Origin of the sequence: Anaerophilus nitritigenes (genome assembly GCF_004138215.1) — a bacterium.
Lineage (GTDB): Bacteria > Bacillota > Clostridia > Peptostreptococcales > Thermotaleaceae > Anaerophilus > Anaerophilus nitritogenes.
Genome location: NZ_RYYS01000027.1, coordinates 36,137 through 59,177 on the forward strand (window position 1 = coordinate 36,137; position 23,041 = coordinate 59,177).

The 23,041-nt window shown below is 29.6% G+C and carries 24 protein-coding genes; all 24 read right to left on the reverse strand.

Going from position 1 to position 23,041, the window contains the following annotated elements; translation table 11 throughout:
- Window positions 1-325: 325 nt before the first annotated feature.
- The 24 genes from phoU to EK368_RS03450 all read right to left on the reverse strand — a co-directional run bounded on the left by phoU (window position 326) and on the right by EK368_RS03450 (window position 23,040).
- Window positions 326-988 (reverse strand): phosphate signaling complex protein PhoU, encoded by a 663-nt coding sequence (gene phoU / locus EK368_RS03335; RefSeq protein WP_129596405.1) that lies wholly within the window; start codon window positions 986-988, stop codon window positions 326-328.
- Between the two features lie 16 nt (window positions 989-1,004).
- Window positions 1,005-1,763 (reverse strand): phosphate ABC transporter ATP-binding protein PstB, encoded by a 759-nt coding sequence (pstB, locus tag EK368_RS03340; protein WP_129596407.1) that lies wholly within the window; start codon window positions 1,761-1,763, stop codon window positions 1,005-1,007.
- 14 nt (window positions 1,764-1,777) lie between these two features.
- Window positions 1,778-2,602, reverse strand: coding sequence for a phosphate ABC transporter permease PstA (gene pstA / locus EK368_RS03345; protein WP_129596551.1), 825 nt, complete (start codon window positions 2,600-2,602; stop codon window positions 1,778-1,780).
- 63 nt (window positions 2,603-2,665) lie between these two features.
- Window positions 2,666-3,550, reverse strand: coding sequence for a phosphate ABC transporter permease subunit PstC (gene pstC / locus EK368_RS03350; protein ID WP_129596409.1), 885 nt, complete (start codon window positions 3,548-3,550; stop codon window positions 2,666-2,668).
- Between the two features lie 212 nt (window positions 3,551-3,762).
- Window positions 3,763-4,620 (reverse strand): phosphate ABC transporter substrate-binding protein, encoded by an 858-nt coding sequence (locus EK368_RS03355; protein ID WP_202976414.1) that lies wholly within the window; start codon window positions 4,618-4,620, stop codon window positions 3,763-3,765.
- 133 nt (window positions 4,621-4,753) lie between these two features.
- Window positions 4,754-6,541 (reverse strand): two-component system histidine kinase PnpS, encoded by a 1,788-nt coding sequence (pnpS, locus tag EK368_RS03360; RefSeq protein WP_129596412.1) that lies wholly within the window; start codon window positions 6,539-6,541, stop codon window positions 4,754-4,756.
- A gap of 8 nt (window positions 6,542-6,549) precedes the next feature.
- Window positions 6,550-7,242, reverse strand: a complete 693-nt coding sequence (locus tag EK368_RS03365; RefSeq protein ID WP_129596415.1) for a response regulator transcription factor — start codon at window positions 7,240-7,242, stop codon at window positions 6,550-6,552.
- A gap of 20 nt (window positions 7,243-7,262) precedes the next feature.
- Window positions 7,263-8,081: a peptidoglycan editing factor PgeF gene (pgeF, locus tag EK368_RS03370; RefSeq protein WP_129596417.1), complete on the reverse strand. Its 819-nt coding sequence runs from the start codon at window positions 8,079-8,081 to the stop codon at window positions 7,263-7,265.
- Between the two features lie 64 nt (window positions 8,082-8,145).
- Window positions 8,146-8,601 (reverse strand): transcriptional regulator NrdR, encoded by a 456-nt coding sequence (gene nrdR, locus EK368_RS03375; RefSeq protein ID WP_129596419.1) that lies wholly within the window; start codon window positions 8,599-8,601, stop codon window positions 8,146-8,148.
- Between the two features lie 75 nt (window positions 8,602-8,676).
- Window positions 8,677-8,952 (reverse strand): YlmC/YmxH family sporulation protein, encoded by a 276-nt coding sequence (locus EK368_RS03380; protein ID WP_129596421.1) that lies wholly within the window; start codon window positions 8,950-8,952, stop codon window positions 8,677-8,679.
- Between the two features lie 101 nt (window positions 8,953-9,053).
- The gene (gene sigG / locus EK368_RS03385; RefSeq protein WP_053956904.1) at window positions 9,054-9,827 is read right to left on the reverse strand and encodes an RNA polymerase sporulation sigma factor SigG; all 774 of its coding nucleotides are present in this window, start codon (window positions 9,825-9,827) and stop codon (window positions 9,054-9,056) included.
- A gap of 113 nt (window positions 9,828-9,940) precedes the next feature.
- Window positions 9,941-10,672, reverse strand: a complete 732-nt coding sequence (gene sigE / locus EK368_RS03390; RefSeq protein WP_341472769.1) for an RNA polymerase sporulation sigma factor SigE — start codon at window positions 10,670-10,672, stop codon at window positions 9,941-9,943.
- A 32-nt stretch (window positions 10,673-10,704) separates the two neighbouring features.
- Window positions 10,705-11,601: a sigma-E processing peptidase SpoIIGA gene (gene spoIIGA, locus EK368_RS03395; protein ID WP_129596423.1), complete on the reverse strand. Its 897-nt coding sequence runs from the start codon at window positions 11,599-11,601 to the stop codon at window positions 10,705-10,707.
- Between the two features lie 166 nt (window positions 11,602-11,767).
- Window positions 11,768-12,859, reverse strand: a complete 1,092-nt coding sequence (gene ftsZ, locus EK368_RS03400) for a cell division protein FtsZ (protein WP_129596424.1) — start codon at window positions 12,857-12,859, stop codon at window positions 11,768-11,770.
- A gap of 200 nt (window positions 12,860-13,059) precedes the next feature.
- Complete coding sequence (locus EK368_RS03405) at window positions 13,060-13,398, reverse strand: small basic family protein (RefSeq protein WP_279222255.1); 339 nt, start codon at window positions 13,396-13,398, stop codon at window positions 13,060-13,062.
- 4 nt (window positions 13,399-13,402) lie between these two features.
- Window positions 13,403-14,128: a DUF881 domain-containing protein gene (locus tag EK368_RS03410; protein ID WP_129596428.1), complete on the reverse strand. Its 726-nt coding sequence runs from the start codon at window positions 14,126-14,128 to the stop codon at window positions 13,403-13,405.
- Between the two features lie 13 nt (window positions 14,129-14,141).
- Window positions 14,142-14,879 (reverse strand): DUF881 domain-containing protein, encoded by a 738-nt coding sequence (locus EK368_RS03415; RefSeq protein ID WP_129596430.1) that lies wholly within the window; start codon window positions 14,877-14,879, stop codon window positions 14,142-14,144.
- Window positions 14,880-14,890: 11 nt separating this feature from the next.
- The gene (locus EK368_RS03420) at window positions 14,891-15,634 is read right to left on the reverse strand and encodes a cell division protein FtsQ/DivIB (protein WP_129596432.1); all 744 of its coding nucleotides are present in this window, start codon (window positions 15,632-15,634) and stop codon (window positions 14,891-14,893) included.
- A gap of 66 nt (window positions 15,635-15,700) precedes the next feature.
- Window positions 15,701-16,954 (reverse strand): UDP-N-acetylglucosamine 1-carboxyvinyltransferase, encoded by a 1,254-nt coding sequence (gene murA, locus EK368_RS03425; protein WP_202976416.1) that lies wholly within the window; start codon window positions 16,952-16,954, stop codon window positions 15,701-15,703.
- Window positions 16,955-17,078: 124 nt separating this feature from the next.
- The gene (gene murG / locus EK368_RS03430; RefSeq protein ID WP_129596436.1) at window positions 17,079-18,185 is read right to left on the reverse strand and encodes an undecaprenyldiphospho-muramoylpentapeptide beta-N-acetylglucosaminyltransferase; all 1,107 of its coding nucleotides are present in this window, start codon (window positions 18,183-18,185) and stop codon (window positions 17,079-17,081) included.
- A gap of 4 nt (window positions 18,186-18,189) precedes the next feature.
- A complete protein-coding gene (gene spoVE, locus EK368_RS03435; RefSeq protein ID WP_423243533.1) occupies window positions 18,190-19,293 on the reverse strand; it encodes a stage V sporulation protein E in 1,104 nt (367 codons plus the stop codon).
- Window positions 19,294-19,299: 6 nt separating this feature from the next.
- Window positions 19,300-20,658 (reverse strand): UDP-N-acetylmuramoyl-L-alanine--D-glutamate ligase, encoded by a 1,359-nt coding sequence (murD, locus tag EK368_RS03440; protein ID WP_129596440.1) that lies wholly within the window; start codon window positions 20,656-20,658, stop codon window positions 19,300-19,302.
- Window positions 20,659-20,690: 32 nt separating this feature from the next.
- Window positions 20,691-21,650, reverse strand: a complete 960-nt coding sequence (mraY, locus tag EK368_RS03445) for a phospho-N-acetylmuramoyl-pentapeptide-transferase (protein ID WP_129596442.1) — start codon at window positions 21,648-21,650, stop codon at window positions 20,691-20,693.
- 7 nt (window positions 21,651-21,657) lie between these two features.
- Window positions 21,658-23,040 carry a UDP-N-acetylmuramoyl-tripeptide--D-alanyl-D-alanine ligase gene (locus EK368_RS03450; RefSeq protein WP_129596444.1) on the reverse strand — a complete coding sequence of 461 codons (1,383 nt, stop codon included), beginning with the start codon at window positions 23,038-23,040 and terminating at the stop codon, window positions 21,658-21,660.
- Between the last annotated feature and the right edge of the window lies 1 nt (window position 23,041).

The following is a 23,041-nucleotide window of genomic DNA, read 5'->3' on the forward strand; positions in this document are numbered from 1 at the left end:
TTTATCTTATAACTTTATTATTTGTTATTTTAAAGGTTTTATGAAAAGATTCACATATTCCTATTGGAATAAAAAAACACAGTCCTGTTAATAGGACTGTCTCATATTTTTGAATATATTATACACACTTTTTATTTTTCTGACTACTTTTATAGTCTCGATCTATCTTTTCAAGTTTCTTTAGTATTTTTTTTATAATAAGTATAGTTTTATCATCCATCTTTTTTACCCCCTTTATTTACTAAGTTCGGTAAAAAGTTTAAAATTCCTACAAGAATATTTCGACAAATCGAATTTTTTCAAAAATAATTATAATATTATTCTTTTACTTATCTAAATCTTTCATATTATAATTCCCTATTTGAATATACACTACCTTTTCACATACATTTTTTGCATAGTCTGCAATTCTTTCTATATGAGAACAAATAAATAAAAAGTAGGTAGATTGAGTAATTTTTTTAGAATCTTCTATCATATAAGTTAATAGTTCTCTATACACTTGCTTATAAATTGCATCTACGGTTTCATCTAAAGTCCAAGTGTATCTAGCCAACTCAATATCTTTTTTTACAAAAGCATCTAATGCTTTTTTTACCATATGAGTAGCTAAATCTGCCATTCTAGGAATATCAATAAGGGGCTTGATATATTTTTCGCTTGATAATTTAATAGTAATTTTGGCAATGTCTCTAGCATGATCTGCCATCCTTTCTAAATCTGCAATGAGTCTTAATATAGAACAAATCTCTCTTAAATCAATTGCCATAGGTTGTTGAGTTGCAATTAATTTTATACATTTGTCTTCTATCTCTTCTTCTAAATTATTAATATTTTTATCAAAATCAATTACATGTTGAGCAAGAGCACAATCTTGATTTTTCAATGATTTAATACTATATAAAATAGATTCTTCTACCATACTTCCTAATTTTAGTAAATCATTATGAAGTTTTGTAAGTTCTTTAGATAATTGTAATCTTTTCATCTATACATCCTCCTTTTTAACCAAATCTTCCAGTAATATAATCTTGTGTTCTTTTATCTCTTGGCTTTGAAAATATATTTTTTGTAAGATCTTTCTCTATAATTTCTCCATTTAAGAAAAAGGATGTATAATCTGATACTCTTCCTGCCTGCTGCATATTATGAGTAACAATTACTATGGTATACTCTCTTTTTAATTCTTCTAATAGATTTTCAACCTTTAAAGTAGAAATAGGATCTAATGCAGAAGTAGGTTCATCCATTAAAATAACATCAGGTTCTACAGCTAAACATCTTGCAATACAAAGTCTTTGTTGCTGTCCTCCTGATAATCCTAAAGCAGGTTTATTTAATCTATTCTTTACTTCATCCCAAAGAGCCGCTTTCTTTAAACTTTTTTCTACGATTTCATCTAATTTTGATTTTTCCTTAATTCCATGAATTCTAGGTCCATATGAAATATTTTCATAAATTGTTTTTGAAAAAGGATTAGGCTTTTGAAAAACCATTCCTACTCTTTTTCTTAAATGAGTTAAATCACATGCAATATCATAAATATCTATTCCATCTATTAAAATATTTCCTTTAATTTTTACATGATCTATCAAATCATTCATCCTATTTAACGTTCTTAAAAAAGTTGATTTTCCACAACCTGAAGGTCCTATTAATGCTGTAACTTTATTTTCAATAATATCTATATTAATATCCATAAGTGCATGAAATTCTCCATAATAAAGTTGTAGATCTTTCACACGTATTTTTGTATTACTCATAATGAATCTCCCTTCTATGAAACTTTTGTATTTTTCATAAACTGATTTCCAACTACGTTGGATAAAAAATTAATACATAATACTAATATGATGAGTACAGAAGCTGTAGCAAAAGTTTTTTCTTTAGATAATCCTTCTGATGCTAATAAATATACATGCACAGACATAGTTCTTGTAGGATCTAGTATAGAAGAAGGAACTCCTAATGAACTTCCTGCTGTAAGTATTACTGCTGCTGTTTCTCCTATAGCTCTTCCAATTCCTAAAATAATTCCTGTTACAATTCCTGATATACTACTCGGAATAACTATTTTTATTATAGTCTGCCATTTTGTAGCCCCTAGCGCTAAGCTCCCCTCTCTAAAAGACGTAGGAACCATTTTAATTGCTTCTTCTGTACTTCTAATAATAGTTGGTAAAATCATCATAGCTAAAGTCAATCCTCCTGATAAAATAGACCATCTAAATCCTAATAAAATAACAAAGAATACAAATCCAAATAATCCAAATATAATAGATGGAATTCCTGCTAATATTTCCGTTCCAAATCTAATTAATTTCACAAGCTTATTTTCTTTTGCATATTCTGTAAGATAAATCGCTGCACAAACGCCTATAGGTGTTGCAATTCCAATAGAGACGAATGTTAAATAAATACTTCCTATAATAATCGAAAAAATTCCTCCCTCTCTTCCCATACTCTTTGGTTCTTGAATAAAAAATTCAACATTTAAATATTTTACTCCATTTATAAGGACATAACCAATAATAGATAATAAAGCTACAATTGTAAGAAAAGCTACTGCATAAATCAATATGAATGCAATTTTTTCTTTCATGTTTACTTTCTGTTTTTTAAACAATATATTCGATGTATAAATTTTTGTATTTTCTACCATATTTTATTTCTCCCCCATCCTCTTCATGGTAAAAGTTGCTGTCATATTTAAAAACATAATAAATACAAACAAAATAATTCCTGTAGCAAACAAAGCCTTTTGATGAGTAGGTGTTGCATATCCCATTTCCATAGCAATAGTTCCTGTCAATGTAGATACTGAATCTAGTATTCCTCCTGGAACTTTTGGCATATTTCCAGTAATTAATATAACTGCCATAGTCTCTCCAACAGCTCTGCCCATTCCTAAAACTACAGATGCTATAATTCCTGATTTAGCTGCTGGAAGAACAACTCTTGTAATGGTTTTAACATGGGTTGCCCCTAAAGCTAGAGAACCTTCTTTATATTCACTAGGTACTGATCTTATTGCATTTTCTGAAATACTTACAATAGTTGGTAAAATCATAATAGCTAATATCATAGCACCTGCTAAAATACTATATCCAGATGTGTATGCATTAGGATGAAACTTTTGTATGATAGGCAAGATATATATTCTGATAAAAGGTACTACTATAGAAAGTCCAAACAATCCATATACAACAGATGGAATACCTGCTAATAATTCAATAGCTGGTCTAAAAATCTTTACCATAGATTTTGGTGCAATTTCTGCTAAAAATACTGCACAAGTAATTCCTGCTGGAATTCCAATCATCAATGCTCCTAGTGTAACACCTATAGACCCTATAATCATAGGAAATGCTCCATACTCTCCATTTGTTGGACTCCAATTTGTTCCAAATATAAAGGAGAATACTCCATAACTTTTTAAAATAGGAACTCCTTCTTTAAAAATAAAAAAAGTAATTAAAAAAACTGACAAAGTTGCTACAGTAGCACAAATAAACAAAAAGATTTCTATCCATTTTTCATATTTTTTCATTTTCTTTCCTCCCACTATCAAATCTCTTATTTTCATTTTATATAGAATTTCTATTTACTTCTTTATGAAACCATTAACTTTTTGTTAATTTCATGTTAATTCACAATAAAATATAAAAGATGGATTTGAAAATCGGTGATGTTTTTATGACTTTATCTATGGATTAAACACAAAAGATGGATTCCTCCATCTTTTGTATTTTTAGTTTATCATTATTTAATTGATATAAATTCTTCTTTTACAATATCCTGTCCGTCATTCATTACAAAATCTATGAATAATTTTATTATTTTTGATTCTTTTTCTTTTGTTAAATAATGAAACGGTCTAGATATCTTATAAGATCCTATCTTTGCGTTTTCCTCTGTAGCGTCTATCCCTTCAACTTTTAAAGATTTTACTGTTTCATCTTTTGCTCCCATAGAAATATATCCAATAGCATTTGGTGTATTTACAACAGTTTGTTTGACTGCTCCTGTAGATGGTTGTACTAGTGCTTCCTTAGTAGTTTTATCTATTTTTCCTCCTTTTTCATCCTTTGCCTCTACTCCTGTAATTTCAACAAATGCTCCTCTTGTTCCTGACCCTTCTTCTCTACTTACAACTGTAATTTTTTGATCTTTTCCACCAATTTCTTTCCAGTTGTTAATTTCTCCTGTAAAGATTTTTTTGATTTGTTCTAATGTCACATCTTGTACTTCATTAGATGGATTTACTATAACAGCAATACCATCTTTAGCTATTGTATAAACCTTTAATCCTAACTGTTTTTCATCTTCTTTTAATTCTCTTGAGCTAGCTCCAATATCTGCAATAGAATCATTTGCAGATTTAACTCCTACACTTGATCCTCCACCTTGTATTTCAATAGATATTTCTGGATATTGTTCCTTAAATACATTTGCTAACTCTTCTGATAATGGTTGTATAGATGTAGATCCTGCTATAACAATTTTACCTGATATCTTTGATTGTGATTCTTTATCTTTTGGTTCCTCCTTTTGTCCACATGCAGACAATATTCCCATCCCTAAAATAAGTACCATTATAAAAAATAATATTTTTTTCATTTTACTTTCCCCCATTTTTATAAAATTTAAAGTTTGTATTCCACTTGTCTTTCAAACTTTACATACTCAGTATATTCTTCTATTGTTAAGGGAAAATAAAGAAATTGTTAAATAATTGTAAAAAAAAAGAAAACTAATTTGTTTTCTCTCCAATAGGAATTCTTACAGTAAACTCTGAACCTTTTCCTAATTTACTATTGACTTTTATTTCACCATCAAAAGATAGAACAATATGTTTTACAATTGCAAGTCCTAATCCAGTTCCTCCTACCTTTCTGGATCTTGCTTTGTCTACTCTATAAAACCTTTCAAATAATCTTGGAATATGTTCTTTAGGTATTCCAATCCCAGTATCCTTTATTACCATAAAAATATTATCGTATTTTTCGTATGCAAAAACTTTGACACTCCCTTTTTGACTTGTATATTTAATTGCATTTTCTATTAAATTTAAAATCATTTGTTTAAACCAATCAGGATCTCCATAAATGATAGGTAAATCTAGCTTTATTTCTGTAGTGTAATCAATTTCTTTTTGATCCGCTAATCCTTTCATCATTACATAAGTTTCTTGAAACATTTCATGGATACAAATAGGATCTCTTTTGACTGAAATCTTGTGATTCTCAATAGAAGATAGAGTGAGCAAATCATCAATCAATCTTTTAAGTCTCTCTGTCTCAATGTCAATAATATCTAAAAAACGATTTCGTACCTTCTCATTATCCATAGCACCTTCTTTTAGAGTTTCTATAAATCCACTAATAGAAGTAAGCGGTGTTTTTAATTCATGAGATACATTTGCAACAAATTCAGAACGCATATTTTCAAGTCTTCTCATATCTGTTACATCTTGAATCAGCGCCATTACTCCAATAATTCTTGTAGGATCCATATCTAATCGAATAAAATTAGTATAAATTTTCAAGATCTTAGGATCTGGATATTCTATGCTAATTTCCTTGGTTCCAATCAAATTATTGTCTAAAATATTTTTTAATATGTCATGAAGCTTATTGTTTCTAATAACTTCTAATATATGCTTACCATAAACATTCTCATCTTCAATATGAAAAAGCTTCATTGCAACAGAATTCATAAGTATAATATTATAATTTTTATCAATTGCAAACAATCCCTCATTCATGCTTCCTAATGTAGATTGAAGTTTTGTATTTTTATCTCTGATCTCTGATATCGTATGATTGATCTTTTGTACCATAATATTAAATGTATCTGCTAAAATTCCTATTTCATCATTGCTTTTTATATAAACCTTATGTTCAAAATGTCCATTTGCTATTTTTTTTGCACTCTTTGTAATTTCTTCAATAGGTTTCGTAACTTTATTTACAAATCTATATCCTAATATAATGGTTACTAAAAAGCCACAAAAGGCAGCAATGAATGTACTTTGTAATAATTTACTGTTTAACTCACTTATTTCTATAAGGGGAAGTGCAAGTCTTGTCACTCCATATATATCATTTTTGACCATAATAGGAATTGCAATATATAAATAATCTATATTTGTAGTAATGCTTTTTCTTTCACTTTTTCCTATCTTTCCCTTCAGTGCACTTTTGACCTCTGGTCTATATAAGTGATTTTCTATATGATCTATATCTTTTGGGTTTACTTTTGAATCGGCTATAACATTTCCATTTTGATCAATGAAAGTCACTCTTGCATTGATTTCTTTTGAATATTTGTATGCAAAATCATAAAATTCTATCGAATTCAATTTTTTATTTTCAATTTTTTCTTCTATAAAACAATTAATTAAATTTGCATTTGTTATTAGTTTGTTTTCGATATGATCTATATAACCTGTTTTAATAAAATTTAAACTCAATGCTCCTGTTAAAATAATTCCTAAAAAGATTAATACCATATAAGTTGCAAAAATTTTTTTCTGCATTTTTTCACCTATTTCATTTTATATCCTATTCCTCTTATAGTTTCTATATAAATAGGATATTTATCATTATCTTCTATTTTTTTTCTTAAATGTCTAATATGAACATCTACTGTCCTAGTTTCCCCAAAATAATCATATCCCCATACCTCATCTAATAAATAATTTCTTGATAAAACCTTTCCTCTATTTTGGGCTAATATTTTTAATAGTTCAAATTCTTTTAAAGTTAACTCTACTTGTTTTCCATTTTTGATGACCTCATGTTTTTGTGTATCCATTAAAAGATCATGGAATTTAATAACTTGAAGAGTTTCTTTTGAAGGCTCTTCAAATCTTCTTAAAACAGCTTTCATTCTGGCAATTAATTCACGAACACTAAAAGGTTTTGTAAGATAATCATCTGCACCTAATTCTAGACCTAAAACTTTGTCTGTTTCTTCTCCTTTTGCTGTAAGCATAATAATAGGAATTTTACTAGTTTGTTCATGATTTCTAATTTGTTTGCAAGCTTCAAAACCATCTATTCCGGGAAGCATTAAATCTAATAAAATCAAATCTGGAATTTCCTTTTGTGCAATTTTTATGGCATCTTCTCCATTTTCACTAGTAATTACATAAAATCCATTTTGTTCTAAATTGAATTGAATAAGCTCTATGATATGCTGTTCGTCATCTACTACCAAAACTTTTCTTTTATGCATTTTACCTCTCCTTTTCGTCATCATTCTAATTCTATGATAGCAGCCATTCTTCCAGTTATCCCTTCATCTTTTCGATAAGAGAAAAATATTTCACTATTACACATGCTGCATATATTACTTATAGTTATATTTCTTTCCAAAAGTCCTATCTCCTTTAAAGTGCTTTGATTTGCTTTCCATAAATCTAACATATATTTCCCATTACCCTTAGAAAATACAAATTCATCAACATTTGTAAACTCTTTGTTAAATTCTTTTATGACCCCTTCATCTACTTCATAACAGCACCGTCCAATAGATGGTCCTATGGCTGCTAAACAGTCCTTTGGATTTGTTTGATAGACTTGTATCATTTTTTCAACAGTTTTTTTAGCAATTTTAAGAGCAGTGCCTCTCCAACCTGCATGAGCTAAAGCAATAACTTTCTTTACAGGATCTAATAGAAAAATAGGTACACAATCGGCAAAAACAGTTGTCAAAGCTACATTTTTTTCATTGGTAATGAGTGCATCGATCTCTTTTATATCACTCTCTTTTATGATTCCCTTTCCACAATCTTTTTTTGTAACAATTTTGATATGATCTTTATGAACTTGATCTGAAAAAACTAAATTTTGTATAGAAAGATCTAAAGCCTTAGTTATTTTTTTATAATTGTTTTCTACATTTTCTTTTAAATCATTTGTTTTAAATCCTAAATTTAAGCTTTCATAGCTTCCTTTGCTAACTCCTCCTATTTTGCTACTAAATCCATGTTTGACAAGCTTCGTTTTTTCAAAACTAGGAATGGTAAAAAAAACTACTCCATCTGTATTTTTATTTTCTATAAAATTATACATATCCTTCCTCCTTCTTTATTCTATACAAAATAATAGCAAGTTAAATTTCAACTTGCTATCTGCTTTATTTTTCATTCAGCATTTTTCTTAATTCTTCCATAAATGTATTAATATCTTTGAATTGTCTATATACAGAAGCAAATCTTACATAAGCTACCTCATCTAAATCCTTCAGATGATTCATAACCTGCTCTCCTATATATGTACTCCTTATCTCCTTATCCATTGTATTATGCAAGTTTTTTTCTATATCATCTGCCATAATTTCAATATCTTTCATTGGAACAGGTCTTTTTTCACAAGCTCTTATGATTCCATTTAATATTTTATTTCTATTATACGCTTCTCGATTTCCATCTTTTTTTATAATAATTAGTGGAATCTCTTCTATTTTTTCATAAGTTGTAAATCTCTTTTTACACTTTCCACATTCTCTTCTTCTACGAATTGCTTGTCCTTCCTCTGTAGGTCTTGAATCAACTACTTTTGTATCAAAATATTCACAAAATGGACAATTCATCTGTATCCCCCCTATACAACTGGAAACTTGATTATCTACTGTTATCCCAATTATAATATGCCCACTAGGGGATGTCTACTCATTTTTTCCATCTTCCTCCTCTTTTATGATGATTTCATCTTTTAATGCAACCAATATAACATCTACTCCAATTTTTTTTATTTCACTCCATGTAATCAAATAATCATTTTCTTTACCAAAAAAATTTAGTATTTTTCCTGGCCCTGGTAATACAAGAGCCTCTATTCTTCCTTTTTCTAAGTTTACTTCTATATCTGATACATATCCTAATCTTCTTCCATCTGTTATGTTTATAATTTCTTTTTCTCTTAAATCATAAGTACTAATCATTTTCTCACCCACTTTTATTCATATTTCCTTTATATCATTATATAAGCTTGCCTTAAAATATATGACCACTAAAAAACAAAAGCATAAAAATGCTTTTGTTTTTAGACGTATTTACGCATATGTTTTAGAGCTGTTTTTTCAAGTCTAGATACTTGAGCTTGAGATATCCCTATTTCATCTGCCACCTCCATTTGAGTTCTTCCTTCAAAAAATCTTAAGGTTAGTATATGTTTTTCTCTTCCTGTTAATTTTCTTAAGGCATCTTTTAGCGCAATGCTCTCTAGCCATGTTTCATCTTCACTTTTTTCATCACTTACTTGATCCATTACAAATATAGCATCTCCACTATCATGATAAATTGGTTCAAACAAAGATATAGGGTCTTGTATGGCATCTAGTGCAAAGACAACTTCTTCTCTTGGAATATCTAATTCCTTTGCTATATCTGATACAGTAGGTTCTTTTGAATTTTTACTGATTAATTGATCTCTTACTTGAAGTGCTTTATAGGCTGTATCTCTTAAAGATCTACTTACACGTATAGAATTATTATCTCTTAAATATCTTCTGATTTCTCCTATGATCATAGGCACAGCATATGTAGAAAACTTTACATTATGACTTAAATCAAAGTTATCTATGGCTTTAATCAAACCAATGCATCCTACTTGAAACAAATCATCAACATGCTCTCCTCTATTGTTAAATCTTTGAATCACACTTAAAACCAATCTTAAATTTCCTCTTATGAACTCCTCTCTCGCTGTTAAGTCTCCTTGATAAATTCTTTCAAATAGTTTTTTCATTTGTGCATTTGTTAAAACTGGTAATTTTGCTGTATTTACTCCACAAATTTCTACTTTATTAATATGCATGACAATGCCTCCATTTCTATGGATTATTGCCCCCTTACAATAGAAATTATTGCCTCATTGCTTTTTCTTTATACTTGCCGTTTTATGACAAAAAAAGAAGTCTTCTGACTTCTTTATGTTAATCTCTTAATTTCTTTTCTTAACCTTGTAATAATCCGCTTTTCTAACCTTGATATGTATGATTGGGAAATTCCTAATAAGTCTGCAACTTCTTTTTGCGTTTTTTCTTCTCCATTATTTAAACCAAATCTAAGTTCCATAATTTTCTTTTCTCTTTTAGACAACTTCTTTAATGCAATTCCTAATAATTCTTTATCTACCTCTTCTTCTAAAAACTTATAAATCAAATCATTTTCCGTTCCTAATATATCTGAAAGCAATAATTCATTTCCATCCCAATCAATATTCAGTGGTTCATCAAATGATATTTCTGATTTTGCTTTATTATTTCTTCTTAAATACATTAAAATTTCATTTTCAATACATCTTGATGCATAAGTAGCTAATTTAATTTTTTTCTTAGGATCAAAAGTATTTACAGCTTTAATGAGACCTATAGTCCCTATGGAAATAAGGTCTTCCACTCCTATTCCAGTATTTTCAAATTTCCTTGCAATATATACTACCAATCTTAAATTTCTTTCTATTAATATACTTCTTATCTCACCATTATCTTGCTCTAATCCATCCATTAAATTTAATTCTTCATCAGGAGTTAATGGAGGAGGCAATGCTTCACTGCCTCCTATATAAAATATACTTTCTTCATCTATCCATTTTAATTTTTTAAGTATTTTTGCAATAAATTCTCTGAAGAATTGTTTTATTTTTTGGATAACACTAATCACTGTAACTCCTCCCTTTTAAATCCATCGGCTTACTTTAATAAATCTGGATGTAATAAGGCCTCATACTCTCCATCCTGAGACAGCTTCTTTGTATATACACCTATAATAATATTTTTGATACATTTTAAATTTTTTTCATCTTGCATTTTAACTTGATCAGGTTTAAATCCCATCAGCATTCCATTTTCTTGTCCTAAAGACTTAAATGGAATTATTCTAAATCGATGACTCCATTTAGAGCTTTCCATCATCTGAGGGATCAAATTTAAATTTCCACTCTCTCCCTTAGAAAACACATCTTGTATATCTATAGGAAATAAATCTTTAATGGCTGTATATTCTACAATAATCACAGGACATTTAGATAATGGATCAAATAAAGAATTTCCTGTATCTAATAATGCGTTTAATTTGCTACTATGATTTTCTACTTCAATATAAATAGGAATATATAGTTCATCCCTTGAGATTCTTACTTGAATATATTCTAAGCAAAACTTTATCAATATGTATGCAATAATTCCAGAATAGATTAAAAGCTTCATTGTGAAATTTCCCATATAAAAAATACCATTGCTAACCATTCCATGAAAATCTGTAAGATAAAACAACGCAAATGCTGCTCCTCCAAACATAAAAGAAATCAAATAAAAAATACCCAAAAGCTTTGCAAAATCTTTAAATTTATAGGGTGTAAATGTAACAATAATAATAAATATAGAAATAATAAATTTCATCAAAAAAGAATATAAAAAACTTAATGATGGAAAAAAAATTACAAAAGCATAGCATGCACCCACAGAAGCTCCAATCCAAAGTTTGATTTTTTTTGTATTATATTTACTAAAGTATCCTGTCAAGTGAAGAATCATCCAATTCATTAATAAATTTTCAATAAATAAATATTCTCCATAAACTTCAAACATATACACGCCTCCAATAAGGAGATAATCTACTTGTTACACAAATATTCAATTGTCCTTTTCCTTATGACTATTATATATAATTTTTGATTCAAACTTTGTCATTCTCTGAAGTCGAAAAAGAACTAATTTATATTGAAAAAAGATCGTTTAGTAAACTAAACGATCTTTATCTTCTTCTTCTTAAGAAGGTTGGAATATCTAAATCATCTGAAATTGGATTTTCCTCTGTCTCTTTTTCCACGACTTGTTCATTTTGCTTAAGTGGATCATCTTGCTTTTCTATAACTTTTTTACTAATTGTTTTTTTGCTCTCAAATCCTGTAGCAATAACTGTAATAATCAATTCGTCTTTTAAATTTTCATCAATGACAGCACCAAAAATAATATTTGCTTCTGGATCTGCTGCTTGTGCTACTAATTCAGCTGCTTCATTAACTTCAAACAATCCTAAATTTTGTCCTCCGGTAATATTTAGAAGTACTCCTTTTGCTCCTTCAATAGAAGTTTCAAGAAGTGGACTTTGTATTGCTTGTTTTGCTGCTTCTGCTGCTCTATTATCTCCACTTACTTTTCCTACTCCCATATGAGCAAGCCCTTGTTCAAACATAATCGTCTTTACATCAGCAAAGTCTAAGTTTACAAGTCCAGGAACAGCAATCAAATCAGATATACCTTGTACACCTTGTTTTAAGACATCATCCGCAATCTTAAACGCATCCATAATAGAAGTTTTCTTTTCTGCTACCTGCAAAAGTCTATCATTTGGAATCGTTACCAAAGTATCAACTTTGTCTTTTAATTGTTCAATCCCAAGTTCAGCATGTTGAAGTCTTCTTTTTCCTTCAAATGTAAATGGTTTTGTTACCACGCCTACTGTCAAAATCCCCATTTCCTTTGCAATTTGTGCTACTATAGGTGCTGCTCCTGTTCCAGTTCCTCCACCCATTCCAGCAGTAACAAATACCATATCTGCTCCTTGTAATGCTTGACAAATGTCTTCTCTACTTTCTTCAGCAGCTTTTCTTCCTATTTCAGGGTTTGCACCAGCCCCTAGTCCTTTTGTGAGTTTGTCTCCTATTTGTATTTTATACTCAGCTTTGGATGTAAATAAAGCTTGCTTATCCGTATTAATAGCAACAAATTGCACCCCTTTAAGCTGAGATTCTATCATTCGATTGACTGCGTTATTTCCACCGCCTCCAACACCTATTACCTTAATTTGTGCAAATTGTTCCATATCTACGTCGAATTCTAACATAAGTTTACCTCCTTCATACAGCTATGAAAATATTCAACTAGCCTAACTAAATTACGTTTTCTTTACTTTTATGTATTAAGGATTCTATGCTACTTCTATCCATCCTCTTACTTCCAAACTTCATAAAGTCATAACATCTCATCCATATAATTAAATTCAACGTAATTGTAAAATATCCTTTTTTTTTTAAAATAAAAAGTTTATTTTTGTCCTATTTTTTCAATAAATAATCTTCTGATAACTGCAAAATTTTGGAATAATCTTCCTCCAAATGTAAATATAGCTGCGTAATACAATGGAACCCCTAATCGATCTCCAGTATATGCCAAACATCCAGCTAAAATAGCATTTCCAAAAAAACCTGATACAAATATAGTCGTATTAAATTTTTCTTCCATATATGCTCTAATTCCTCCAAATACTGAATCTAGTGCAGCTAGTATTGCTACAGACATATATAGAGAATAGGATGTAGGATACGTAACTGGAAGATACCATCCTACAGATATTCCTATAATCAAACCTATAATTGCAATGATCAATTTACTCACCTTCTTCTAGAACTTTTAAATATTTAAAAGTTATTTCTTCAAAAAATTTAGGTATTTTTATATTAATACCTGTATTCACTTCTACATACAAACCATAAATTTCTTTTATATATTGAGCCGTACTTTCTGGTGCTAACATAGCTGCTTCTAACTTTTTAGGATCTCCAATAGCTTTTATGATAAAAGGTTGGGCAAATACTTGATTGTTAATTCTTATCGTATGTCCTGCACAAATCATTTCACTCATAGAAAGTAATCTTTGTCCATTTATAGATATAGCCTCTGCACCTGCAACCTTTAATTCATTGACAATATTTAAAACATATATATCATGTACCAATAAATCTACAGCCTCTTCTCCTTCATACAATTCTCTAGTGCTATCATCTAAAGTTAAAACAATACCTGGTCCTTCTACAGCTGTAAAACCTCCAATAAGTTTTTGTTCTTCTAATTCTTTTGTCATTGTTTCTTTAAATTTACCACCTTCTTCTTTAGTTCTTTCATATTCATAAATGATTTTTTTTCGATCTTTTAGCATTTCTTTTAATTTTTCTACTTCTTTATTTTGGCTCTCAATAGATAACTTATAATCATGAATCACTTTTAAAGGAACATATTGATAATGCCCTTGAACATTTTTAAGCTGCATTGCAATAATTACCCCTAATAATATACAAAACATTAAAATATTGATTCTCCACATATTATGCTTCATGAGTTCACCTCAATTATTGTTCCATATCTTCAACAGGCTTAGCATATCTAAATTTTATCACTTCATTGTATCTAGGAATTACAATCTCATCTTTCTTTTTTACAGATACTAAAAGATTATAGTTATCACTTTTCATTTGCTCTACAATTCCAAATCGGATATTTAGTGCAGATTCTAATGTCTCAGCATTTCCAATAGCTTTAATTTCAAAAGGAGGAGCTGTAGGTACAGAATTAATATTTACATTATTTCCTGCAAGACTAATTTCTGTTCTAGATACGATCCTTTGTCCATTTATAGATATAGCTTCTGCACCTGCATCATTGAGCCTATTAATTAAGCTTAATAAAAGATCAAAATTATACATAATAACACTTGTATTTGATGGAAACTCAGGATCCGCAGGTGGATCGTCTATTACTATGACTACTCCTGGACCTTTGACTTGTCTAAGTCCTGAAAATATTTTGTATTTCTCTAACTCCGCACTTATACTTTTTACCAAAACATCTTCTTTAGATTCTGCTTCTTCAATTTCTTTTAATTTAGCTTCTAATGAATTTACTTCTCCTATCAAAGCATCTTTTTCTTCTCTTGCTTTTTTTAACTCTACAGCTAATTCTTGAGCCTTTTGCCCTGAAGCTATTCCTCCTAAAATATTATTTTGTACAGTTCTGAATTGAAGGGTTATAACCAGTCCTAATATAATGCATATCCCTCCAATAGCCAATTGTGCTTTTACTTTTTTCATACTACTTCCTCCTATTCTACAGGCCTATAGGTTGGATAGCCTTCATGACTAATATCCACCACCCCTCTTGTAATTTGTCTTTTGTTTAAATCTTTTAATATTTCATTTAATGCTTGTAATCTATAATCCAAATCATCTCCTTTTCCTATTTTACAAATCAAATCATTTGTAATCTTAATTTTAATATCCTTTTTATTGCTAATATCAAGTTCCTGAATCGTAACATTATATCTATTCAAACCTCTTACAATTTCAAGAGATTCTTTAAACTGATTCTTATCTTTTACTTTTAATATAGATCCTGCCATAAAATTCGAAAAAGTCAGCCCTTTTATTACTTTTAAATTTTCCATTTGTGATGATGATCTTAAAACCATCCCATCTTCATCAATAATTAGATATTCGTTCATAAATGGAATAACAGCTTCTTCTTTTCTTTCTGTAATATGAATCAAAATTTTATTTGGAAACTTTCTCTCTATTTGAACTGTTTTAATATATGGATCTTTATACAAATTTATCTTTACATTTTCTAATTTTTCTTTTAACATATGATTGCCTATGGTAATAGCTGATTTTGAAATGATTGCATTTTCTGAAATTTGTTTGTTTCCTATCACTTCTACATCTTTGATTGTAAATACATCTGTTTTAAAAATAACAATAAAAGCAACAATTCCCATTAATAATAAAATTAAAGAAAATAACTTCTTATTACTTTGATGAACTTTTTTTTCTAACATAAATTTTTTCATCTGTCCCTCCCTTACTACAAGTTTGTCCTACTTTTTTTCTTGTTTAAGAGGCGAAAAAGCCACCTCTTAGTCAATTCTATGAATATTTGCTCCTAAAGTCTTAAGCATATAATCTAAATTTTCATATCCTCTATCTATATGTTTAATATTTTCAACAGTTGTAAATCCTTCTGCAGCTAGACCTGCCATCACTAAAGCGGCTCCTCCTCTTAAATCCTTTGCATATACTTTTGCACCTGTAAGCTTGTTGACTCCTTGAATCACTGCTACTCTACCATCAATCTTTATATTTGCTCCCATTCTAATCAACTCATCTACCTGCTTATATCTATTTTCAAAAACTGTCTCTGTAATAATACTCGTTCCATGTGCAATCGTCATAAAAGCCATAAACTGGGCCTGCATATCCGTTGGAAAACCTGGATAAGGTAATGTTTTGGTCATCTCTATTGCTTTGGGTCTGTGTATCATTTTTATTTTTAAACTTCTATCTTTTTGAAGAACTAAGCATCCTGCTTCTTTTACTTTTGAAATAATCGGTCCTAAATGGTCTGCTATTACATTATCTAAGACAGCTTCTCCTCCTGTAATGGCTACTGCTGTAACTATAGTTCCTGCTACAATTCTATCAGGAATAATTTGATGCTCTACATTATGAAGTTTCTTTACTCCTTCAATAATAATTTCACTAGTACCTGCGCCTACTACTTTGGCTCCCATTTTATTTAAATAATCCTGTAAATCTATTATTTCTGGTTCTTTTGCTGCATTTCGTATTTTGGTAATTCCTTTTGCCATAACTGCAATGAGCATAGCGTTTTCAGTAGCACCTACACTTGGATAATCTAGATGAATTTCTTTTCCTTCTAAGCTTATAACTTCACATTCTAAAAAACCATGGGCTTCTGTAATTTTTACTCCTAATTCCCTTAAAGCCTTTAAGTGAAGATCTATAGGTCTAGGACCTATTTCGCAACCGCCTGGATAACTAATTTTTATTTTGCCACATCTAGCCAACATAGGTCCCATTAAAAATATGGACGACCTCATTTCTCTTACTAAATGTTCTGGGATTTCATAAGAAGATAAAGTACTTGAATCAACTGTTAAAGTATATTGATTAAAATGTACTCTACACCCTATAGACCTTAAAATTTCAATCATAGAATGAACATCACTTAAATTAGGACAATCAAATAATGTGCTTTCTCCTCCATTCATTACAGTAGCGGCTAAAATTGGAAGAACTGCATTTTTAGCTCCTCCAATTCTTATTGTCCCCTTTAGTGGATTTCCCCCTTCTATCAAAAAACTACTCACAAACTTCACCTCCGAGATATATCCTTTAAGGCAATCATTCCTTTTATACATAAATAATCAATAATATATTAATCATTTTATGCATAATTCTCAAAGGTGTTCCCGTAGAAAGTCAAAAAATCCTTTAAGATTCTATTAATTGTAAAATATTATCATAAATCAAATCTGTTGCGTTTGGTTTTGCTAATAATTTACTTTTATAAGCCATCTCTTTTAATTTTATATCATCCTGAGATAAATTATCTATTAAATTTATAATTTCTTTTGGTTGTAATGTTTTTTCAGAAAGCAATATAGCCGCTCCATTTTTTTGTATTGCTTTGGCATTATATTCTTGATGATTGTTTGTTACATATGGAGATGGTATCAAAATAGAAGGAAGCCCCATCGCTGCAATTTCTGCTAATGCAATAGCTCCTGCTCTACTAATAATTAAATCACTCACGCCCATAAATTTTGACATATCATAAACATATTCTTTAATTACAATATTATTTTCAATTTTTAAACCATTCTCTTTTAGCTTATGAATGGTCTTTTCATAATGTCTACTTCCTGTTACATGAATGATAGTAATATTTTTATTTCCATTGAAGTTTTTTAACACTTCTATCATGGTATCATTAATTTTTTCTGCGCCTCTACTTCCTCCAACTGCCATAACCACAAATTGATCTTCTTTTATATCTAAAGAGTTACGACACTTACTTTTGTGAATATGAATAAAATCTTTTCTTACAGGATTTCCAGTTATTACAATTTTTTCATTATTATTAAAATAGTGTTTGGACTCTTCAAAACTAGCAAAAATCTTACTTACAAATTTACTTAATATTTTATTTGTCATTCCTGGAATTACATTTTGTTCATGTATTACAGTTTTAATGTTTAGTATAGAAGCAATAAATACAACTGGTCCACATACATATCCACCTGTTCCAATTACTAAATCTGGCTTGAAATCTTTAATAATTTTTATAGCATCTTTAATTCCTATAAATAAATCTCTTACAGATTTTGCTGTATCTAAAGATATCTTTCTTTTAAAACCACTTACAGTAATAGTTTTTAATGAATAACCAGCCTTAGGAACCAAATCACTTTCTAATCCTTTTTGTGTACCTACAAATAATATTTCTACCCCTTTAATTTCTTCTTTTATTTTATTGGCAATTGCAATGGCAGGATAGATATGTCCTCCTGTACCTCCACCTGAAATTAATACTTTCATTGCTTCAACTCCTATCTAAATGTGAATACCTAGAAATATTTAATAATATTCCTATAGCTGCCATAAATATAGCCAATGAATTTCCTCCCCAACTAATAAAGGGTAGTGGAATTCCTGTAACAGGCATAGAAGAAGTTGCAACTGCAATATTAATAATTACTTGTACTGCAACCATAGCTGTAATGCCTGTTGCAATCAAGCACCCAAATAAATCTGGTGCATTAATAGCAATTTTTACCCCTCTCCAAATCAATAAAAGAAATAAAATAATTATGACAACACATCCTATAAAGCCTAGTTCTTCTCCTATAATAGCAAATATAAAATCATTTTGAGGCTCAGGAATATAAAGATATTTTTGAATACTTTTTCCAAGACCTACCCCAAACAAACCTCCTGATCCTAATGCATACAAAGACTGGATCACTTGATATCCTGTTCCTTGAGGATCTGCAAAAGGGTCTAAAAATCCTGTTAACCTCCTCATACGATAAGGTTCTAATAAAATCATTACAATAATTAATCCTATTCCTCCAAATCCCATCATTCCAACATGAAACCATCTCATTCCTGTTACAAACATCATAGTTGATATAATCAAACTAATCGTTAGTGCAGTACTCATATTAGGCTGTAGAATAATCAAAGCAAAGTATATTCCTATAATCATAAGACAAGGAATTACCCCTTTAAAAAAATCCTTAATTTTTTCAGGCTTTCTTGAAAGATAAGATGCTGTAAATAAAATTCCACAAATTTTTGCAACCTCTCCAGGCATGATGGTAAAGCTTCCTACTCCTAACCATCTTTTGGCTCCATTAAATTCCTTCCCTAGAGGTGTTAACACTAATATTAGTAAAACTAAGCTTACTATATAAGCATACGGCGCTATCTTTTTATATTTCCAATAATCAAAATTCATAGTAAAAAACATACCTACAAGCCCTAGTCCCGCCCACATCAATTCTCTTTTTAAAAAATGATATGAATCATTCATCTTAGATAAAGCATAATAATGACTTGAACTAAAAACCATTACTATACCTACTACTACTAACACTAATACTGTAAGCATAAGGGTAAAATCACTGGTCTTTTTTTTGGGCACTATTTATTACCCCCTTAATTTTTTTACTCTCTCTTTAAAATGTTTTCCTCTTACTTCATAACTTGGATACATATCCCAACTTGCACAAGCAGGTGACAGTAAGACACAATCTCCTTCTTTTGCAATCTTTGATGATAACAAAACTGCTTCTTCTAGATTTTTTACAATACTACATTCTAAAAAATTATTTTCTGCTGCTGTTTTTCTAATTTTTTCTGCTGTTTCTCCAAAAATAATCATATGTTTTACTTTATTGTCAAAACTTTGAATAAATTCTGTAAAAGCAGTCCCTTTATCCATTCCTCCTGCAATCAAAACAATAGGATTTTTCATAGCTTCTATAGCTCTTATAGATGCATCTGGATTTGTTCCTTTCGAATCATTGAAAAATTTCACTTTATTGATTTCCTCTACAAATTCTATTCTATGTTCTACGCCCATAAAGTTCTTTACTGTATCTGCAATGACTTTATGATCAATTCCTGCAAAGTGAGCAATGGCTATAGCTGCTAAGGCGTTTTCCAAATTGTGTTTTCCTGGAATTTTCAGATCATCTACTTTACAAATCTTTTCATATGCCTTATTTTCTTCTTTGACAACAATATACTCATCTACTACAAAAGCACCTTTTTCCAATGTAACTTTTCTACTAAAAGGAATTACTTGTGATTTTGCTAGATCCTTTATATTATATGTCACAGGATTATCTTTATTTAAAATCAGAATATGGTCTTTTGTTTGATTTTTGAATATATTAGCTTTTGCTTTTACATAATTATCTATTGTCTTATGTCTATTTAAATGGTCTGGTGTAACATTAAGAATTGCTGCAATTTTAGGAGTAAACTCTATAATACTCTCTAGTTGAAAACTACTTACTTCTGTAATCATAAAAGCTTCTTTACTAGCATTTTGTGCTTTAGATACAGCAGCTACACCAATATTTCCTACCACGTAAGTTTCTTTTTTTGCATTTTCAAAAATTTCTCCTACTAAAGAAGTTGTAGTCGTTTTTCCATTGGTACCTGTAATAGCAATAAATTGCCCCTTACATAGTGTATATGCCAGCTCTAATTCTCCAATAATAGTAATTCCTAATTCCTTAGCCTTTTGAATAAAAGAAAGATCTGTAGGAACTCCTGGACTTAAAACAACTAAATCAAATATTCCCATGTTCTCTGGATCCTTTCCTAAAATAAAATCTACTTTATCTTTTGTTAACTCTTTTGTAATTTCTTTTAACTCTTCTTTTGTTTTTTGATCATTTACAGTTACCTTTGACCCTAAATCTATTAATGTATTAACTGTAGAAATTCCAGAAATTCCAAGTCCTACTACTAAAACCTTTTTGTCTTTAAGTTCCATAATCTACACCTGCTTTCTTATTTTAACATCATTTAGTTTAAACCAAATAAACCTAAAATACATAACAACAAAGTTACAGACCAAAATACTGCTACAACTTTTGTTTCTTTCCATCCCATCAATTCGAAATGATGATGAAGAGGACTCATTTTAAATATTCTTTTTCCTGTAAGTTTAAAAGAAGTTACTTGTAAAATAACAGATAAGGCTTCTACAAAATAAATTCCTCCTACAACAGGAATAATTAAAGTTAAATTCATCAAAATTGCTACAGTTGCAATGGCCCCACCTAATGCCATAGATCCTGTGTCCCCCATAAATACTTTTGCAGGATGAGCATTGAATTTTAAAAACCCTAAACAAGCTCCTGTAAGTGCTCCACAAAATACACCAATACTAGTAAAACCCAAATTCATAGCTACCAAGCTAAAAAAAGAAGAAACAATTAACGTAACTCCTGATGCCAATCCATCTAAACCATCTGTAAGGTTTACACTATTGGCTGTTGCTACTACCACTGTAGCAATAAAAGGAACATATATAATCCCAAGATCTACATACTCATTTATAAAAGGAACTAAAATTTTGGTTCCCGATACAGATACATAAGATTGATAAATCGCTATAATAATTGCAACAATAATTTGACCAATTAACTTTTGATATGCTTTAAGTCCTAAATTTCTTTTTAAAACAACTTTTATAAAATCGTCTATAAATCCTATTAATCCAAATGAAATAGTAGCAAACAAAACTACATATAAGTCTTTATTTTCATTTCCTGAAGTCAACGTCGTAATAAAAATAGCAGCAATCATGATTAAACCACCCATAGTAGGAGTTCCAGACTTTTTCAGATGGGATTTTGGTCCTTCATCTCTTATACTTTGTCCTACCTTTAATCTTTGTAATATGGGTATTACTAGAGGCCCTAAAATTAATGTAATAAGGAAAGATGTGATAATTGTAATAATAAGTTGTTTATACTGCATCGTCTATTTAACTCCTCTCTTGTATATATTCTACGATCTCTTCCATATGTATTCCCCTTGAACCTTTAATTAGTACTGCATCATCTTTATCTAATAATTTTTTTAATACTTCAATAGCTTCTTGATTATTTTTACATATATAAGTCCTATCTTTCTTAAATCTATTTTCTGTAGCCCCTATAACAATATGCTCTCCTTGATTTCCTACAGCAATCAAATAATCTATATTAGCTTTGGCTACATCACTTCCTACATGATAATGTCCAATTTGAGCGTATTCTCCCATTTCTAGCATCGTTCCTAAAACAGCAATTTTTCTTTTGCATTTCATTTTACTTAGCACACATATAGCTGCTTTCATAGAATCTGGACTTGCATTGTATGCATCATTGATGACTTTTATTTCTTCTTTAGTAGTAAAAATATTAAGGCGCATATTACTTCCTTCAAATTCTCTAATCCCTTCCTGTATCAAATTCATATCTACTTTAAACAAAATTCCAACAGCAATGGCACACAAAGCATTGTATACATTATGAATTCCAGGTACTTTTAAAAAGAAAGAATACTCTTTATTGTTAAAAATCAAATCAAAAGATATTCCTTTTTCCCCTAAATCTTGTATGTTGCTTACTCTATAATCGCACCCTTCTTTTTTTCCTATAAAATATTTCTTGTAATCCGTTTTCTTTTTCTTTAATATCTTTAAAAGATCATCATCTCCATTGACAATAAGCACTTGATCCTCCCTAAAATAATTAGTAATCTCCATCTTCGCCTTCATAATATTCTCTTGTGTTTTTAAATGTTCTATATGAGAAAGACCTATATTAGTAATAATCCCTACATGAGGATTGACTAAACTTGCAAGTAAGTCTATTTCACCTAATGCACTCATTCCCATCTCAAAAATAGCTATCTCATGCTCTTTTGCCAACTCAAAAACAGTCAAAGGAAGTCCAATGTGATTATTAAAATTTCCCTTATTTTTTAAAACTTTATATTTCTTAGATAAGACACTATAGATCATATCTTTTGTAGATGTTTTTCCAGTACTACCTGTTACTCCTATAATGGGAATAGAAAATTTAGATACATAATATCGCGTAAGATCATGAAGTGCTTTTAAAGTATCTGTTACTTTGATCACAGATAAATTATCATTTTTTTCAAAATTTTCTTCACTAATTAGTACTGCACAAGCCCCTTTTTTTATTGCATCTTTTATAAAATCATGTCCATTAAAATTTTCTCCCATTAAAGGAATAAATAGTTCATCTTTTTTGATTTTCCTTGAGTCTATACAGATCCCTTGGATTTGTTGTTGTATCTCTCCTTGTAAAAGTTTTCCTTTCGTAGCATCTATAATCTCTTTTATGGTTAATTTCATA